Origin of the sequence: Enterobacter cloacae complex sp. P47BA, assembly GCF_014930485.1 — a bacterium.
In the GTDB taxonomy this organism is placed as follows: domain Bacteria; phylum Pseudomonadota; class Gammaproteobacteria; order Enterobacterales; family Enterobacteriaceae; genus Enterobacter; species Enterobacter bugandensis.
Genome location: NZ_JADBRF010000010.1, coordinates 61,026 through 78,849, shown reverse-complemented (window position 1 = coordinate 78,849; position 17,824 = coordinate 61,026). Strand labels below are relative to the sequence as shown.

Genomic DNA, 17,824 nt, shown 5'->3' with positions numbered 1-17,824 from the left:
CTCCTTAGCCCAATAGAGTGCGCAAGTGCGCCGCAACGCCGTCCTGCGTTACCGTTGTCTGCTCACCAGAGCGCAGGTCTTTTACTACCACTTCGCCGTTAGCCACTTCGGACTCGCCCAGCACCAGTGCAATACTTGCGCCCCACTTATCGGCACGAGCAAACTGTTTTTTGAAGTTGCCGCCGCCATGGTTGGTCATCAGCTTAACGCCCGGCAGCGCATCGCGCACGCGTTCGGCAAGCTGCATCGCCGCAGACTGCGTTTCCGCGCCTGAAGCCACCAGGTATATATCGACAACGGAATCTGCTTTAAATTCCGGATTAACTGCCTGAACCAGCAAAACAAGTCGCTCAAGACCCATCGCGAAGCCAACCGCAGGCGCCGCACGGCCACCCAGTTGCTCAACCAGACCGTCATAACGGCCGCCGGCACACACGGTGCCCTGAGAACCGAGGCTGGTGGTTACCCACTCAAACACGGTGCGGTTGTAGTAGTCCAGACCGCGCACCAGACGCTGGTTCACGGTGTAGGCAATGCCCGCCGCTTCGAGCAGCTTGCACAGGCCGGTAAAGTGTTCGCGAGACTCGTCGTCCAGGTAGTCACCCAGCGCAGGGGCATCGTTCAGCAGTGCCTGAACATCAGGGTTTTTGGAATCCAGCACGCGCAGCGGGTTGCTGTACATGCGACGTTTGCAGTCTTCGTCCAGCTTCTCTTTATGCTGCTCCAGGAACGCCACCAGCGCATCGCGGTAGTTAGCGCGCGCTTCCAGAGAACCGATTGAGTTCAGTTCCAGCGAAACGTGCTCAGAGATACCGAGGGCGCGCCACCAGCGGGCGGTCAGCATAATCAGTTCGGCATCGATGTCCGGGCCCTGCAGGCCAAAGACTTCCACACCCAGCTGGTTAAACTGGCGATAACGACCTTTCTGCGGACGTTCGTGGCGGAACATCGGGCCGATATACCACAGGCGCTGCTCCTGATTGTACAGAAGACCATGTTCGATGCCGGCGCGTACGCAGCCCGCCGTACCTTCCGGACGCAGGGTCAGGCTGTCGCCGTTGCGGTCCTCAAAGGTGTACATCTCTTTTTCAACCACGTCGGTCACTTCACCGATCGCGCGTTTGAATAACGGGGTCTGCTCTACAATCGGCAAACGGATTTCGCTGTAACCGTAGCTGCCGAGCACCTGCTTCAGCGTGCCTTCAATGCGCTGCCAGATGGCGGTTTCGCCAGGCAGGTAATCGTTCATGCCGCGGATGGCTTGAATGTTTTTTGCCACGTTTATTCTCTTTCTATATACAAAAAAAACCCAAAGAATGGGTTCAATCATACATGGGAAGCGGCACGCTTCCCATCACGTTATTTTTCAACCTGCTGAACGCTGATGCGCTGTGTCTCGTCCATCATCGCGGCTTTGGCGCGGATGCGGGCTTCAAGCTGGTCAATCATGTCGCTATTATCCAGACGATCTTTACGAACGCCATCTTCATAGAGACCACTTTTCTTGTTACCGCCGGTTACGCCCAGGGTTGAGACCAGCGCTTCACCCGGACCGTTCACGACACAGCCGATGATGGAGACATCCATCGGGGTGATGATGTCTTCCAGACGCTGCTCCAGGGCATTCACCGTGCCGATCACGTCAAATTCCTGACGCGAGCAGGTTGGGCAGGCAATGAAGTTGATCCCACGCGAGCGGATACGCAGCGATTTCAGAATATCGAAACCGACCTTGATCTCTTCTACCGGATCCGCCGCCAGCGAGACGCGCAGGGTGTCGCCGATCCCTTCGGAGAGCAGCAGGCCCAGGCCGATCGCAGACTTCACCGAACCGCTACGCAGGCCGCCCGCTTCGGTGATCCCGAGATGCAGAGGCTGGTCGATCTGTTTTGCCAGCAGGCGATACGATTCAACGGCCAGGAAAACGTCAGAGGCTTTTACGCTGACCTTGAACTGATCGAAGTTAAGACGATCCAGATGATCGACGTGACGCATGGCGGATTCGAGCAGCGCCTGCGGCGTTGGCTCGCCATATTTTTCCTGCAGATCTTTTTCCAGAGAGCCGGCGTTCACGCCGATACGGATTGGAATGTTTTTGTCGCGGGCGCAGTCAACCACCATGCGAATGCGTTCTTCATTGCCGATGTTACCCGGGTTAATACGCAGGCAATCAACGCCGTATTCAGCAACTTTCAGCGCGATACGGTAGTCGAAGTGGATATCTGCAACCAGCGGCACGCTGACCTGCTGTTTGATCAGCTTGAACGCCTCAGCGGCATCCATCGTGGGCACTGAGACGCGAACAATGTCCGCGCCTACACGCTCTAATGCTTTGATTTGGTTGACCGTTGCTTCCACATCCGTGGTGCGCGTATTGGTCATCGACTGGACGGCGATAGGTGCCCCATCGCCGACTGGCACATTCCCAACGTAAATCCGTTTCGATTTTCTACGTTGAATCGGAGCCTGGTTATGCATGAAAAATCTCCCGCGTTGCCCGTCTGTTACTGTGCTGCTGATTGTTCGGCATTAACGGTAAGACGTGCAACCTGGTTAGTTCTGATAAAGCGGCTCAGGTCGACAGGTTTTCCTTGATACTGGATCTGTACCGCTGCCGGAGCGCCGATTTTAAGTTTGTAAGGTGCCTGACCCGTTAGGTTTAACGTGCCATCTTTCCGCTGCAGGCCGCTGAACAGTTTTTTACCTGTCGCGTCAGTCACTTCCAGCCAACAGTCGGCCGTGAAGTTCATCACCAGCGCGTTTGGATCGGCGGCTGGCGCGGCGGTTGCCGCCGGGTCGGTCGGCAGGGACGCCGCGGCGTTGTTCGCCGGCTGAGTCGGTGCAGGGGCGTTCGCCGCAGTATCGACATTTGCCTGAGAAGGGGCGACGACCGCGTTTTGATCCTGAGCCTGAGGCGCAGCGGTGTTCGCCGTTGCGGCCGGAGCCTGTGCTGCATCGGTTGCCGGAGCCGTTGTTTGCGGCTCGCTTGAGGCCGCCGCACCGTCGGTGTTCAGCGGAACGCTCTGGGCACCACTATTGCTCGCCTGATTGAGTTCAGCGGAGGATTGATCGGCCATAGTGGTGATCTCTTCCTGCTGCGCCTTGTGGTTTTGCCACCACCATGCGCCAGTCAGGCCGACAACAACAAACAGCACCAGCCAGGTAAAGCTCATCAGCCAGCCATCACGTTTTTTACGACGTTTCCCCAGGGAGAAAGTTTGCATCGGGGCAACTTTTGCTGCACGAACCGGTGCCTGCTTCTCCATCATTGGCAGTAATTCGTTTTCGGGGATGTGCACCAGTTTTGCGTAAGAGCGGATATAGCCGCGCAGAAATGTTGAAGCCAGATCGGCAGGCGCCTTATCTTCTTCAATATCGCGAACCGTGGAAACTTTCAGGCACAAGCGTTCTGCAACAGCTTGCTGGCTGAGTCCGAGTTGTTCACGGGCGTTGCGAAGACGAACGCCAGTGGAGAGTGCTTCATGTTGGTCGTGAGTGGCTTCAGTATTCATTCGCTACAACTACTGGTACGTGAAAAAAAGGGTTCAGGTGCCGGTGAGTCACAATGCCGCCCGCACCGCGAAACTTCAGGTCAGTTAACCTTGAACAGACAGTATAAGACTGTCAGCCGGTAGATGACAGTGCAGCTCTGCCCGCGTGGCTAAACTGTTGTTACGTCGTTACATACTGCCCGAAACTCATATGAAACGCACCGTAATTATTAATCAAACGTCACGAATCTGACTGATTATTCAGTCAGATTATGCATCACAGCGTAGATAATGCGCCGTGATGCATAATAATCAAACAGCTTTAACCGCAATGGTCTCGCCCTGCATGCGTTTACGCAGGGTACGTTTGGTACGGTCAATGACGTCACCGGCCAACTGTCCGCATGCAGCATCAATATCATCACCGCGGGTTTTACGCACGATGGTGGTGAAACCATACTCCATCAGCACCTTGGAGAAACGGTCGATACGGCTGTTCGAGCTACGGCCATACGGCGCGCCCGGGAACGGGTTCCATGGGATCAGGTTGATTTTGCATGGCGTATCCTTCAGCAGTTCAGCCAGCTGATGCGCGTGCTCAGTACCGTCGTTGACGTGGTCCAGCATCACGTACTCGATGGTGACGCGGCCCTGGTTTGCGTTGGATTTCTCCAGGTAGCGACGCACGGCAGCGAGGAAGGTTTCGATATTGTACTTTTTGTTAATCGGTACAATTTCGTCACGAATTTCATCGTTTGGCGCGTGCAGGGAGATAGCCAGCGCAACGTCAATCATGTCGCCGAGCTTATCCAGCGCAGGCACAACGCCTGAGGTAGACAGCGTCACGCGGCGCTTGGACAGGCCAAAACCGAAGTCATCCAGCATGATTTCCATCGCCGGCACCACGTTGGTCAGGTTCAGCAGCGGTTCGCCCATCCCCATCATTACCACGTTGGTGATCGGACGCGTGCCGGTCACTTTTGCTGCACCCACGATTTTCGCGGCGCGCCAGACCTGACCGATGATTTCAGACACGCGAAGGTTACGGTTAAAACCTTGCTGAGCCGTAGAGCAGAATTTGCACTCCAGCGCACAGCCCACCTGAGAAGAGACGCACAGCGTGGCACGATCGTCTTCCGGGATGTAGACGGTTTCAACGCGCTGATCGCCTACGGCAATCGCCCATTTGATGGTGCCGTCTGCCGAGCGCTGCTCTTCCACCACTTCCGGCGCGCGGATTTCGGCCACTTCTTTGAGCTTGTTGCGCAGCACTTTGTTGATGTCGGTCATCTCATCAAAGTTGTCGCTGCAGTAGTGGTACATCCATTTCATTACCTGATCGGCACGAAAGGGCTTCTCACCCATATCTTTAAAGAACTCGCGCATCTGCTGACGGTTCAGGTCCAGCAGGTTAATTTTTCCATTTTTATTGGGAACCGCAGGAATGGCGACTTCGGAGGTATTCACTAGTTCAGACATAATTTTTTCCGGCCTCGTTGTTACACGTTGTGGCCCTTGGTGGGTTGAAAAGAAACGCCCCGGTAAGCAGTCTGCTCGTCCGGGGCGTTGCATTGTACAAAGTCTGGCGCAGGGATGCCACGTTTGCACGCGGCATTTACGAAATTATTAGCGAGTGCGCGGGCACACTTCGCCTTCAGCGAAGAAGAACGCGATTTCGCGCGCGGCAGACTCAACGGAGTCGGAACCGTGGGTGCCGTTCTCGGTGAAGCTGTCCGCGTAGTCAGCGCGCAGGGTACCTGCCAGCGCGTTGTCCGGGTTGGTTGCACCCAGCAGATCGCGGTGACGCTGTACTGCGTTTTCGCCTTCCAGCACGGAGACCACAATTGGACCGGAGGTCATGAACTCCACCAGGCCGTCAAAGAATGGACGACCTTCGTGCTCAGCGTAGAAGCCGCGAGCCTGCTCAACGGTCAGGTGCAGCATTTTGGTGCCAACGATCTTAAACCCTGCTGATTCAAAGCGAGCGAAGATGCTGCCAATAACGTTTTTTGCCACCGCGTTTGGTTTGATGATGGAAAAAGTACGTTCAATAGCCATTGATAACCTCTGTAAAATGTTCTGTTGTTTTGCATACCTGAGTATGGTGTGGCGCGGATTATAAAGAGCAATAGCGCCATTGCCTATGGTTCTGCATAACATTTTTTTAAAATGAGACGAAGATTAGCAACAGGCAGGATTTCGCATACCGTGTTGATGGCGTAAACAGAGCGGGCACTGCTTTTCATCAGGCGTAAATGACCAGAACTGGCGCTGGCACGTCAGGCAAACTGCTTTATATGCGGGAGTGGCCACGTTTTTTGCCGGTCCATCTGTTTCTGCGACGTTTATCGCCTCGTGCTGACATACTGCTTCACAGCCACCGCAGCCGGTACAGCGCCCGGTCTCCACCACCAGCGCGGCGTTCTCAAACCGAATCGCGTTTTCCGGGCAGCTTCGCCAGCACGCACCGCACAGCACGCACTTATTAATATCGAGTGCGATATCTGACTCGCTAAACGTCGAGAATGCCCTGCGCAGCTCCCGCGGCCCCGGGGAAACGCGACAGGCTTTTACATCCTCGCGGGGAACGTGCATCAGCGCACGACGAGCGATATTCACCTCGCCGATCGGTATGAGCTTAAACCCCCACTCCGCTTCACCACGGCGACGAAGCGCAAGGTTAAGCCGGGCAAGCGCCAGCAGCCAGTCAGGGTATTGCTCTGCGTCGATACTGATAAAACGAACCTGGCGTTGCGCGTGCCACAGCAGCAGCTCATTCACCCCAGGTGCGCGTTCAGTAAAAGGCCCAACAAGGGTATCTCCACGCAGAAATCGCTTTCGCGGCGCGATGCCGGTAATGGCCCCGGAGGGGCAGACGAACAGGCAGTCACCGCATTCAATACAGCGATTTTCATCAACCGAGACGCCGGTTTCCGTAAAAGAAAAAGCCTGCGCTGGACAAACGTCCGCGCAGGCGCAGCAGGAAGCGTGGCGAAAACGGCGACGGACGCACGCATGCGTCACGTCCATCGCCGGGGCAAACGTCAATCTGCCCATCAGCCAATACTGAAGAAAACGAAGCGCAGCATCAGCTCACCCACAATCAGCAAGGCGCTGCCCAGCAGCAGCGTGCCGCGCGCCGCTTTCAGGCCGCCCGCAGCAAAGCAGAGCATACCTGCAACGGACACGCACCAGCTCAGCAGATGTACCGCGCGCAGCTGTTCGAGCATCCGTAGCGGTGCGTGAGGGAACGTCACCACGGTATTGTCCATGGCAGTGATGTCTGCCAGCCAGACGGGCTGCATCACCAGACGCACAAGCACCACCAGCGTGATAATGACAACCGCCGCACGCAGGGTAGTCTGGGAACGCATCCCAACTGCCATGCAGGCTGAACCGATGATACCCACCGAGCCGATAAACAGTACCAGCGTGTTAATGTGCTTCCAGGTCACCACGGACGCGTGCATGTAGATTTGTGCCATGCAGAACATGTCCACCAGCCCGACAAGACCCGCCACGGCCAAAAGCAGCTTCCAGCCTGGCTTATTGGAAAACATCAGCAGCACGGTGAGGCCAAGCGCCGCCAGGTAAAGGCTGGCGAAGATAATCTCGCGGCTCAGCCACGAGCTGGAGACGTGGCGTAGCGCGTTAAGGGCGTTGAGCGGATAGCCCATATGCAGCGCTGAGGCGAGCAGCCCCAGGCTCGCCAGCACAAACGCCCCAGCGGCAGGCAGCAGCGCGCTACGCGGTGTAGTATGCGCTCCCCCGAACGCCAGCCAGAGCGTCACGCCAACCGATCCCTGCAGGAACAGCGTAAAAATCAGCAGCGGTAACTCATGCATGACGTTTCCCCTCTTTCTCTGCGCCCTGATGCGCTTTGATCACCAGGTTCGGTTTTGTAATCGAGGAATCAGGCAAGCCCTTCACATCGCATACCGCACCGTATTTCGCCCGAAGTTCATCAATAGGCCCAAATTTGATCGCCTCAAGCGGACAGGTTGCCACGCAGACGGGCTGCTCGCCCTTTGCCTGCAGATCCACGCAAAAATCGCATTTGGACATCTGCCCGGTCTGCTCGTTGAGCTGTGGCGCGCCGTAAGGGCAAGACCACGCGCAGTAGCCGCAGCCAACGCACTTGTCCGTATCGACGCGCACGATGCCGTCGCCCGGACGCTTGTGCATTGCGGTGGTCGGGCAGTTTTTGGTGCAGATCGGGTCCGCACAGTGGTTACAGGAAATAGAGAGCGTGTAGGCAAAAACGTTGTTGCTGACGCCGCCCTGCCCGGTTGGGATGAAATTCCCGCCGTTGACTTCGTATACGCGACGGAAACGACGTCCGACCTCAAGGTTGTTTTTGTCTTTGCACGCCACCTGGCATGCCTTGCAGCCCGAGCAGCGGGAAGAGTCAATATAGAAACCCAACTGTTTATCGCTCACCGGCGCGTAGTGTTTAAACTGACTCATGCTTTAGCTACCTCCACCAGCATGGTTTGATGGGAATTCCCTTTCGCAAGCGCGGTAATACGGGCAGAGCTGAGCACGTTCGCGCAGCCGCCTTTATCGACGCCCTGTTCGTCCGGCTGCCACCAGGCGCCTGCCTGCATGGCAACAACGCCCGGAATGATGCGCGGCGTGACCTCAGCCGGAATTTCACAAATGCCGCGCGCGTTATGAATGCGCACGGTATCCCCCTGGGAAATGCCGCGCTTTTGCGCGTCCTGCGGGTTGACCCACAGCTTTTGCTGCTGCGCCTCAATCAGCCACGGGTTGGCGTACTGGGTTGAGTTAGCACGGTTTTTCCCTTTCCAGGTGATCAGCTGCAGCGGGAAGGTTTTCGCCAGTTCGTCTTCCGGCCCTTCGTGGGCGGGCACGTAGTGCGACAGCGCCGGAATCTCCGGATGGTGCATGTCGTACAGACGCTTCGAGAAGATCTCAATTTTCCCGGACGGCGTCGGGAACGGATGATTTTGCGGATCGCGAATATTGTCTTCAAAAGCGACGAACGGCGCGCTTTTGAAAAGATGCTGGCGCGTCTTCTGTAGCGTCGCGAAGTCCGGCAGGTTTTCATCTGGCATGGAGAGCCGCGTCTGCTCCCAGATGTGCTCAATCCACGCTTTTTCGTCACGGCCCTCGCTGAATGCAGGTTCGACGCCAAGCTTAGCAGCAACTTCCCGCAGCCAGTCGTAGTCTGAACGGCGTTCGAATTCAGGTTCAATCAGCTTTTCCGATAGGATCAGATAGCTTGCCGTGCCCCAGGTTTCGCCAATATTCCAGCGTTCCATAAAGCTGGTTTCCGGCAGGAGAAGATCGGCGTATCGGGCGCTCGGCGTCATAAACAGATCGCTTGCCACGATAAACTGGATTTTCGACTCGTCTTCCAGCACGCGCGTCGCCTGATGAAGATCCGGGTTCTGGTTAGCCAGATAATTGCCCGCCAGCGAGAAGAGGATGCGGATATTGCTGTCCAGCTTTTCGGCATCCTTCAGGCCGACTTCCGCGGTGACCTTAGAGGCATCGTCGGCGGCCTGCACCCAGTTCATCACCGATATTTTGGCTTTTACCGGGTTATCCGGCATCTCCGGCCCGGCAGCAAATTTACGATTAGCGCAGCCGCCATAGCCTGCCGCCCAGCCGCCCTTCACCCCAACGTTACCCGTCAGCGTTGCCAGTAACGTCGAGCCGCGCGCGGTGCGCTCGCCGCAGTTATGGCGCTGCGGTCCCCAGCCCTGGATCAGCGCGGCGGGTTTGGTGGTTGCGTAGTCGCGCGCCAGCTGACGAATGGTCTGCGCAGGCACGTGGGTGATTTTCTCTGCCCACTCGGGCGTTTTCGCCACGCCATCTTTTGCGCCGCTCAGATAAGCCATCAGGGATTCATTGGCCGGAACGCCTTCCGGCATGGATGCTTCGTCAAAGCCCAGGGTATAGCGCTGGATGAAGTCGCGATCGTGCAGGTTCTCCGTGACGATCGTGTACATCATGGCGTCCATCAGGGCGTTGTCTGTTGTGGGAAGCAGCGGGATCCACTGGTCGGCAAGAGAGGAAACCGTATCGGAATAGCGCGGATCGACAACGATAAAGCGCGTGCCGTTTTGCTTCATCTTCTGATAGAAGTAGTTGCTGTGACCAAAGATCGTTTCCGTCGGGTTATGTCCCCAGAGAATGACCAGTTTGGTATCCAGCAGCGTGTCCAGAGAGCTGCCGCTGGCGGCGGTGCCGTAGGTATACGGCGTGGCTGCCGCCGTGTTGCCCATACTGACCGAGTGATAGCTTTCAAGATAGCCGCCGGTTAAGTTGAGCAGACGACGAACCATTTTATCGCCGGAAAACGTTCCGCCGGATACCGCAGTGCCCACATGCACATAGCGTGAGGCAGCGCCGTATTTTTGTGTAATCTTTTTTAATTGATTCGCAATAAGCGTGGTGGCTTCATCCCAGGTAATACGCTCGAATTTTCCTTCACCACGTTTACCCACGCGTTTCATTGGATATTTAAGCCGATCGGGATGATAAACAAATTTCCGATAAGCGCGGCCACGAACGCAGGCGCGCATAACAGGCATTTGAGGATCCAGTTCATTATCCGGACGCGTTGAAATTCTCGTGACTACGCCCTCGCTGACGTGAGCGCGAATATCACATTTACCGCCGCAGTCAAACGTGCTGCAGGTTTGCACCACTTTTTCTTCAGGCGTCGCGTGTGTTGCCGCTGCACTCTGTGCCTGTGCTTTACCTGTTGTCGCTACAAAAGGAAGGGCGGCGAGCGCCGACCCTGCCTGAATAAAATGACGCCGGGATAGCGCGGGAATAAGCCCCTCTCCCTGATTTTTATTTTTCTTCATTGCTCGTTCCTTAAAATAAAAACGCATTCTCGTTTTTTTTCAGGAACGAATATTGATAATTATCAAACTAACTCTTCGGGGGTAACACTTAACGGTCTAATTCAAAATTCACCGTCGCCGTTTGTCCTGAGTCATCCATTACAAGTAATTGATATTCGCCAGGCAAATATAATTTTAATGAATGAGTATTATTGCGGCCTTCTAACGGTTCTCCATTTAAAAACCACCAGCGCCCACCTTCTCCTCCAGTCGTAATAACAGATAGCGTCACGTTCCCTTCACCAGGGAGTCGCTTAATAACAGCCCCCTCTCTGATACCCGAAATCATAAGCGGTGCTGCATTGTTATTATCCAGCGGCGGGCAGAGCGTCGATCTCGCAGGAAGACGCGCAGCCCTTTTTTCCGCTGCGGGCAGCCACGGCTCCAGCGGCAGCGGCCAGACGTCGAGAACTTTTTCTGTGGCATCAGGGCAATCTGCCGCCACACGCTTGCCCGTTTTATCCAGCCAGACCGGGAAACGAATGCCGCGAATGCCTTCCTGTTCCGGCAGCAGCAGCGTGGGTGGTTCACTCCCTTCGAGCAGCCAAGTCGAAAGACGACGCCGACAGTTTTCACTGCCTTCCGGCAGCGACTGGCCGCCCGGCCAGCAGATCACGCCCCGCCCAACGCTTTCCGGGCGCGGATCGCGCGGCAGGCGGGCCTCGTCTATTGTCGAGCGTGACTGAAGCAGGTTATTCACCTGGTTTAATAGCGGAACCGCGCTGGCAAAACCAAACTGCCCCGCTACCGGCGTGCCGTCAGGTCGCCCTGTCCAGATACCTATTACATACCGGGCATTGAGACCGATGGCCCAGGCATCGCGGTAGCCATAGCTGGTGCCCGTTTTCCACGCCAGCGGCGCAATTTGCGGCAGTGCACTGTCCGGCAGCGGCTGCGCTTCATTCGCCAGAATACGGCGAATAATCCACGCCGAACCTGGCGATAACAGCGGGCGTTCAGTTAGCGGGTCGCCCGGCTGTAAGCGCAGCCGGCCCGCCTTGCCATGCCTTGCAAAGGCGCTGTACGCGGCGGCGATATCCACCAGCCTCGCGCCTGCGCCCCCCAGGATTAGCGACAGATTCGGCTGCGCTCCGGCAGGCAGGATCAGCGGCAGGCCTGCGTTACTCAGCATCCCGGCAAACCGTTTGGGACCGTAGGCTTCCAGCACCTGGACGGCTGGCAGGTTGAGCGAGCGCACCAGCGCTTCACTCATGCTGACCGGCCCGTGGAACCCGCTGTCAAAATTTCCCGGGCGATAATCACCGGTTTTTCTGGGCACGTCCTGAAGCAAAGAGGCGGGATGGATCAGGCCATCATCCAGCGCCATACCGTAGATAAACGGTTTCAATACCGAGCCCGGGGATCGGATCGCGTTAACCATATCCACATGGCTGAAACGCGTGTCATCATTGATATCCACCGAGCCGACCCAGCCGCGCACCTTCATGTCGGTATGGTCGACCACGATCATCGCCAGCGAACTGCGTGCCGGCAGGCGGGATTTCCAGTTCATCGCCAGCTCTTCCAGCTGCCGTTGCAGTCCGGCATCCAGCGTAGTGACAATCTTTGTGTCGCGGCTTTTGCCGAGCATCATGCGTGCAAAGAGCGGCGCCAGCTGCGGCATCTGCCGGGGAGCCAGCCATACCGGCTCTTCACGGGACTCCTTCACCTGCTTTGCTGACCAGACGCCCTGAATCATCATGCGATCGAGCACTTTGTTGCGTGCCGCTTCGGCCCGCTCGGGCCAGCGATCCGGGCGCAGACGGCTGGGTGCCTGCGGCAGTACCGCCAGCAACGCCGCGTCGGAGTAGCTCAGCTGCGACGGGGGTTTCCCAAGGTAGGTCCAGCTTGCTGCTCCCACGCCCTGCAGCGTGCCGCCAAACGGAGCACGATTGAGATAGAGCGTAAGAATGTCACGCTTAGAGAGGTGCCATTCCAGCTGCATCGCCCGCCAGAGCTGGCGAATTTTGCCGCCAAAGGTGCGCGGATGCGGATCCAGCAGGCGTGCCACCTGCATGGTAAGCGTGCTTCCTCCCGAAACCACTCTTCCGGAGCTGAGATCCTGCCAGGCGGCGCGCAGAACAGAGAGCGGGTTTACGCCCGGATGCTCCCAGAACCAGCGATCTTCGTACTGGATCAGAGCCTCAATATAACGGGGAGAAACCTCTTCAATGGTCACCGGGTAGCGCCAGATGCCTTCGCTGTCGGCAAAACGCCAGAGCGGCGCGCCCTTCTCGTCCACCACAACTCGTGCGGGGTTAACCTCTTTCAGAGGCAGCGGCCACAGGCGGTCGGCGGCGACAATCAGCCCCCCTAAAACGAGAAGCGCTCCCGCCAGCCAAAGCCAGCGGGAGCGTGTCAGACGCGCTATCAACATATTACGGAACAACAATCAGCGGGCCGCTGGCCGCACCCGTTGCCCGCCACTGCGGAACGTACATAGACTCCACCATCGGAACCGGCACCTGGTAGGTGCCCGGCGTTACGGCACGGGCCAGATAAACCAGCGTAACCGGCTGACCTTCGTTTACCGGCACGGCGGCCACAAAGCGGTCGTCGCGGAACTCCATGTGCTGAATGTCCGCCTGCTGCATCTGGCTGAGCAGGTTCTGCACTTCGCTGCCGCTGTCCTGCAGGCTTGCGCTGCTGCTCGCCAGGTTCTGGTTTTCCAGCTCCAGACCAGCCGGGAGGAGATCCACCACCAGCGCGTCCGGCACGTTCTGGCTGGCTTTAACCTCCAGCCACACCAGCACCAGCTCGCCGCTCTTCAGCGAAGAGAGTGATTTCGTACTGCCGTCGGTTGCCAGGATATGACGTTCGACCTGCAACACGTTCGAGCTCGGCTGAGGGGCATATTCCGGATAACCGGTGCTGTCCAGACGTACCCAGAGCGGTGTCGTTCCGGTATTGGTTACCTGCAGCGCGCCAAGCTGGTCACCACTCACGTTTTGTACCTGCGCTTTATCGCCACCTGATGCGGAATCTGACAGGGAGGTTTTCGCCTGCCATGCACCGGACAGAGTTTGCAGCGAACGTCCGGCCAGGAACAGCGCGTTGCTCTCCTGAGTGGACAACCAGCGCTGGCTGAAGGCTTGTTCAGACAGGGCATTCAGCAGCGTATTTTGCGCATCCGGCAGCAATTTATACTCCTCCAGAAGGGAGAGCATCAGCGCGTTATCGCGAAGCGGGCTGCCGTAATCGGCCATCCATGTTTTGCTGTCGTTGCGCGGCGTTTTGAGCGCCAGATCCAGCGCCTGCTGGCTGCGCGGCGCGTCGCCCATCAGTTTGAGCGCCATACCCAGCTGCATCAGCGGCAGCCCGGAGGCGGCCTGAGCGTGGCGATCCCAGATTTCACGCAGCGCGCCCAGCGGGGCTTTTTGCTGACGCGCCAGCACCAGCGAGGCATACGCCTGCACGGCAAATTTGCTGGCCTGGGTGTCGTCGCTGTAGCGGATAGACATCATGCCCGGATCCTGCAGATAGCGCAGCAGTCGGTTGTTGGCGTTGTTCACCGCATCGGCAGGTACGCTATAACCCTGCTCGCCCGCGCGCACCAGGAAGTCAGTCACATAGGCGGTCAACCAGTACTCTTCAGGCCCGTTTTTATCCCACAAGGCAAAACCGCCATCATCACGCTGCATCTGCAGCAGACGGGAGATCCCGATATCAATGGCAGCACGGCGCTGGTCATCGGTATCTCCTTTTATACCAAGCGCGGTAAGCTGCGCGGCGTTAGTATAGAGTGACGGGAACAGGCCGCTGGTGGTCTGCTCCAGGCAGCCATACGGATACGCCTGCAGTTCACGAATATAGCGCGCCAGGTTGAGCGGTGGTTTGCCGCTCAGCAGCAGTTGTCCCTGCAGAGTGGCGGGAGAGAAACCGTTGCTGTGCTGCGCCGGTGCGGTCCAGGACTCGCCGGGGTTCAGCATGGCACCGGTATTGACCGTCTGCGCCGGGAACGCCGGACGAATGCCGATTTTCCAGCTTTTCTGCTGCGGGGCAAAGGTTTCGCCCGGAAGCTCCAGGCCGGTAACCTGTGCCGTCACCTCACCGTCGCCATAACCCTCCAGCGCACGCACCGGAATAAACAGGGTACTGCGCGCGCCCGGCGGCAACTGAACCGGCTGCGGCTGTACACCTTCCAGTGACAGTTTGCCTGTCGCGCTCAGGGCGACGTTCAGCGATTGCGGTTTGTCGGTCAGGTTAGTGAGATCCAGCGTCAGCCGTGAGGTATCTCCACTTGCCAGGAAGCGCGGAGTATTAAGCTCGGTAATAACCGGCGCGGCCACCACAACCTTGCTTTCGCTGCTGCCGAAATCATCTTCCGTCCACGCCTGCGCCATCAGACGCAGTTCGCCGTTGAAATCACCAATCGGCAGCGTAACGGTGCCTTCTCCGTTGGCATCCAGCGTAACCGGCTGAGCCTGCTGGGCAATAATGGTGACGTGGTTCACCGGCGGTTTACCGCCGCGCTTGAGTTCATCGCCGTCACCACCGAAACGCAGCGCGGCCATGCGGCCCTGCCCTTCAATGACCTGGCCGTAGATATCATAGATATCGGCGCCGTAACGCTTCTGGCCGAAGAAGGCCTGCCATGGATCTGGCGTAACGTAATCGGTAATGTTCAGCACGCCGCTGTCCACCGCCGACACCAGCACGTTCACTTTCTGCGGAACCGCCCCCTCTTTTACGCTGGCTTTCACTTTCACAGAGAGCGTCTGGTTTGGACGCATTTTCTGCGGGTTATCCAGCGCGATGTTCAGGCGGCGATTTTCGTCGCCCATCGGCAGATGCAGCAGACCAACCGCGCGCTTCGGCGTGGCGGATTTGGATTTATCGCCAGGACGCACCACCAGTGTACTGAGATAGAGATCGTGACGTTTCCAGGCTTTATCCACCGGAATGGAAAGATCGAGCCCGTTTGCCGGTACGTCGATCTCTTTCCACCACAGCGGCCCTTCGCTGGACTCGATCATCGCATAGCCCTTGCCTGCGGCTGGCGCTGCAATGTGCAGCTGGATGGTATCGCCTGGCTGATAGGCCGGTTTATCCAGTTTCAGGGTCACGCGGTCAGGGCGCGCCGCACCCGTGCCGTCGCTGTTATCCTGCCAGCTGTAACCTGCCCAGAAGCGCACGCTGCTGACCACATCATCAGGCGCTTTCACTTCCAGACGGTATGAGCCCCACTCCACCGGGAAGGTGACTTTGCCGGTTTCATCGGCCTTAAGGCTAAGCTCCTGCTCGCCCTCAATCAGATCTTTTTGATCAAACTGAGACTGCCAGCCTTCGCTCTCGGACCAGTTCCAGAAATAGTCGCGGCGTTCACGGATCAGGCGTACCTGCAAACCGGATACCGCTTTTTTCGCGCCGCTGGCATCGGCATAGACGATGTCAAAGTTGGCGTTACCATTCTCGTCGATGATCGGTTGGTTGACGGTGGTATCGGTACGGTAGTCGTAGACCGCCTTACTGGCGAACTGCGGACGGATACCCGGCAGTTGCGCCGCCGGCCAGATAGCCTGCTCCGCGCGGCGCGTCACCGGACGGCCGCCTGATTCCAGCAGGCTCGCCTGCAGGATCAGCTGCAGAGGCGAGTGTACCTCTTTCCACTGGCTTTCGATAGTGACCTGCCCGTGCCCCTGCTCATCCAGCGTAAGCTGCACTTCATCCAGACTGCGGCTCAGGTTTTCTTCCGCAATATCACCAAACTGGAAGCCGGGCAGCGCAGCAACGGCCTCACGCAGCGGACGCAGGAAAAGCTGGCCCTGAAGAGAATTGCCGTTGGCCGGAGCGCCATACAGGTAATAGCCCACGATGTTGAAGTCCACCTCATCCTGTGGGGAAACCGGTGCTTTTTGTCCCGTCAGATTGAGCGCCATACGCTCGGGCATAAAATCTTCGACGTGGAAATCCCACAGGCGCTGCTGGTTATCGCCCGTATTGGCGCGAATATGCCACATGCCGGTCTGCGCGCCGCTATCCAGCGGGTAGTTGAAGCGGTAGAGGCCGTTCTCAGGCTGAACAACGATCGTGCGTGCCACCTGGCCGTCCGGGCGCAGCACGTCAAGCTTCACGGGCTGATCGGGAAGCGGTTTTCCGTCGCTGTCGCGCAGCAGGCCGTTAAGAATCACCGTTTCACCCGGACGATAAAGATCGCGTGGGCCAAACATAAAGAATTGCTTGCTGAAGCCGGGGCTACCGGCGATGTCAAACTCTGCCAGGTCGAGCGCTGGGAGCTTGAGATCGAGCAGCGTAGTCTGGCCGTCTTTGCTGGCGAGGATCAGCGCGGCTTCTTTGTCTGTTTCAAGCTTCGCATGGCCGTCGGCGTCGCTGCTGGCTTCGGCGAGCGTCTGACCTTTGTCATTCAGCAGCGTGACGGTGACGCCGGACTGCGCCGCACCGTTTTCCAGGCTCTGGGTGAAAATGTCCAGCCGGTTATGATAGCGGTGAGCAGACAAACCGATATCGCTCAGGGTAAAGAGCGTTGCGGCATTGCTGTAGTTGTAGTGCCCTGCCTGGTTCATGACGGCGATATAAACGCCGGACTGCTGAAGCGGCTTGATATCTTTAAGCGGCAGGAGCAGTTTTTCACGCGTGTTGCGCGCCGGGTTGAGGTCAAAACGACCGGTATAGACCAGTTCCGCCATCTTCAGCAGATTGTCAGATTCCCAGTTGGTCAGCGAGTTGCGGTACTCCCACTGGCTGACAAACGAGGCCAGCGATTCCGGTTTCACGCGGTAGAAATTGACGTCCACATTGTTGACGTTAAGCGCCATCACCGGCAGCCCTTCCACCACCTTGCCCGGCAGCAGCGAGCCGCGGCTGGCAAAACCGACCGTCGGCTCTATATCTCGCGTGGTCAGAGCTTTTTCATAATCAATGCCAAAAGTCGCTTTGTTCAGCGCCACCAGCCCACGATCCACGGTGATAACCAGGTTTCGGTTAGGCTCCAGATGGCGCAGGCGAAGCTCTTTCAGGTTAGGCGCAAGTTCCCACGCCCCGTCAACTTTGCCGCTTTTCTTATCCACAACATGCACTGTTTTCGCGAAATCCTGTTCCGGATCCAGCGGGACAGAGAAGGTCAGCACCAGCGTAGCGGCGCCGTCCAGTTGCACTTCAGACGCATCAAGCAGAGTCAGCGCTTTTCCCTGACTCTGGGCGGCCATTTTAGCCAGCTTTTCAGCGTCGGGCTTTTCCGCGGCTTTTGGTGTGGATGCGGTGGATGCTGCCGCAGCCGCAGCCTGAGGTTTATCGTCGCTGTTATCACAGCCGACAAGCGTAAAGGTGGTGAGCAGCGCGAGAGAGATCGCGGCTAAGCGAAACGGTTTCATCCTGTGTCCCTGGCCTGAGGGGGCCTGTTGGTCGTCGTCCGGATAAGTATTATCCGCAAGTTTCGTTAATTCAAAAAGTCCAATTTTAGAATCTGGAAAGCGCCTCGCAGAATGGCATCAC

At 57.5% G+C, this 17,824-nt stretch carries 11 protein-coding genes; all 11 read right to left on the bottom strand.

The window, feature by feature from the left end:
* Positions 1 to 4: 4 nt before the first annotated feature.
* Complete coding sequence (hisS, locus tag IM299_RS11925) at positions 5 to 1,279, bottom strand: histidine--tRNA ligase (protein WP_028014060.1); 1,275 nt, start codon at positions 1,277 to 1,279, stop codon at positions 5 to 7.
* Positions 1,280 to 1,359: 80 nt separating this feature from the next.
* Positions 1,360 to 2,478 (bottom strand): flavodoxin-dependent (E)-4-hydroxy-3-methylbut-2-enyl-diphosphate synthase, encoded by a 1,119-nt coding sequence (gene ispG / locus IM299_RS11920; protein ID WP_025757688.1) that lies wholly within the window; start codon positions 2,476 to 2,478, stop codon positions 1,360 to 1,362.
* Between the two features lie 26 nt (positions 2,479 to 2,504).
* A complete protein-coding gene (rodZ, locus tag IM299_RS11915; protein WP_041908725.1) occupies positions 2,505 to 3,512 on the bottom strand; it encodes a cytoskeleton protein RodZ in 1,008 nt (335 codons plus the stop codon).
* A 291-nt stretch (positions 3,513 to 3,803) separates the two neighbouring features.
* Entirely contained in the window at positions 3,804 to 4,970 is a 1,167-nt protein-coding gene (locus IM299_RS11910) for a bifunctional tRNA (adenosine(37)-C2)-methyltransferase TrmG/ribosomal RNA large subunit methyltransferase RlmN (RefSeq protein WP_028014062.1), read from the bottom strand.
* Between the two features lie 147 nt (positions 4,971 to 5,117).
* Positions 5,118 to 5,549, bottom strand: coding sequence for a nucleoside-diphosphate kinase (gene ndk, locus IM299_RS11905; RefSeq protein WP_003860625.1), 432 nt, complete (start codon positions 5,547 to 5,549; stop codon positions 5,118 to 5,120).
* Between the two features lie 123 nt (positions 5,550 to 5,672).
* Positions 5,673 to 6,548 carry a 4Fe-4S dicluster domain-containing protein gene (locus tag IM299_RS11900; RefSeq protein ID WP_028014063.1) on the bottom strand — a complete coding sequence of 292 codons (876 nt, stop codon included), beginning with the start codon at positions 6,546 to 6,548 and terminating at the stop codon, positions 5,673 to 5,675.
* Positions 6,548 to 7,336 carry a DmsC/YnfH family molybdoenzyme membrane anchor subunit gene (locus IM299_RS11895; protein ID WP_193357521.1) on the bottom strand — a complete coding sequence of 263 codons (789 nt, stop codon included), beginning with the start codon at positions 7,334 to 7,336 and terminating at the stop codon, positions 6,548 to 6,550. The genes IM299_RS11900 and IM299_RS11895 overlap by 1 nt, the downstream gene beginning before the upstream one ends.
* Entirely contained in the window at positions 7,329 to 7,958 is a 630-nt protein-coding gene (locus tag IM299_RS11890) for a DMSO/selenate family reductase complex B subunit (RefSeq protein WP_003860631.1), read from the bottom strand. Before IM299_RS11890 ends, IM299_RS11895 begins: the two co-directional genes overlap by 8 nt.
* Complete coding sequence (locus IM299_RS11885) at positions 7,955 to 10,333, bottom strand: DMSO/selenate family reductase complex A subunit (protein ID WP_305038809.1); 2,379 nt, start codon at positions 10,331 to 10,333, stop codon at positions 7,955 to 7,957. The genes IM299_RS11890 and IM299_RS11885 overlap by 4 nt, the downstream gene beginning before the upstream one ends.
* 88 nt (positions 10,334 to 10,421) lie before the next feature.
* Complete coding sequence (gene pbpC, locus IM299_RS11880; RefSeq protein ID WP_193357519.1) at positions 10,422 to 12,749, bottom strand: peptidoglycan glycosyltransferase PbpC; 2,328 nt, start codon at positions 12,747 to 12,749, stop codon at positions 10,422 to 10,424.
* Position 12,750: 1 nt separating this feature from the next.
* Positions 12,751 to 17,703, bottom strand: a complete 4,953-nt coding sequence (locus IM299_RS11875) for an alpha-2-macroglobulin (RefSeq protein WP_193357518.1) — start codon at positions 17,701 to 17,703, stop codon at positions 12,751 to 12,753.
* Between the last annotated feature and the right edge of the window lie 121 nt (positions 17,704 to 17,824).

Excerpts from the sequence above, each read along its gene's own strand:
- IM299_RS11910 (WP_028014062.1), bottom strand. The coding sequence starts at position 4,970 with ATGTCTGAACTAGTGAATACCTCCGAAGTCGCCATTCCTGCGGTTCCC.
- IM299_RS11875 (WP_193357518.1), bottom strand. The coding sequence starts at position 17,703 with ATGAAACCGTTTCGCTTAGCCGCGATCTCTCTCGCGCTGCTCACCACC.
- ispG (WP_025757688.1), bottom strand. The coding sequence starts at position 2,478 with ATGCATAACCAGGCTCCGATTCAACGTAGAAAATCGAAACGGATTTAC.
- IM299_RS11900 (WP_028014063.1), bottom strand. The coding sequence starts at position 6,548 with ATGGGCAGATTGACGTTTGCCCCGGCGATGGACGTGACGCATGCGTGC.
- rodZ (WP_041908725.1), bottom strand. The coding sequence starts at position 3,512 with ATGAATACTGAAGCCACTCACGACCAACATGAAGCACTCTCCACTGGC.
- ndk (WP_003860625.1), bottom strand. The coding sequence starts at position 5,549 with ATGGCTATTGAACGTACTTTTTCCATCATCAAACCAAACGCGGTGGCA.
- IM299_RS11890 (WP_003860631.1), bottom strand. The coding sequence starts at position 7,958 with ATGAGTCAGTTTAAACACTACGCGCCGGTGAGCGATAAACAGTTGGGT.
- IM299_RS11895 (WP_193357521.1), bottom strand. The coding sequence starts at position 7,336 with ATGCATGAGTTACCGCTGCTGATTTTTACGCTGTTCCTGCAGGGATCG.
- pbpC (WP_193357519.1), bottom strand. The coding sequence starts at position 12,749 with ATGTTGATAGCGCGTCTGACACGCTCCCGCTGGCTTTGGCTGGCGGGA.
- IM299_RS11885 (WP_305038809.1), bottom strand. The coding sequence starts at position 10,333 with ATGAAGAAAAATAAAAATCAGGGAGAGGGGCTTATTCCCGCGCTATCC.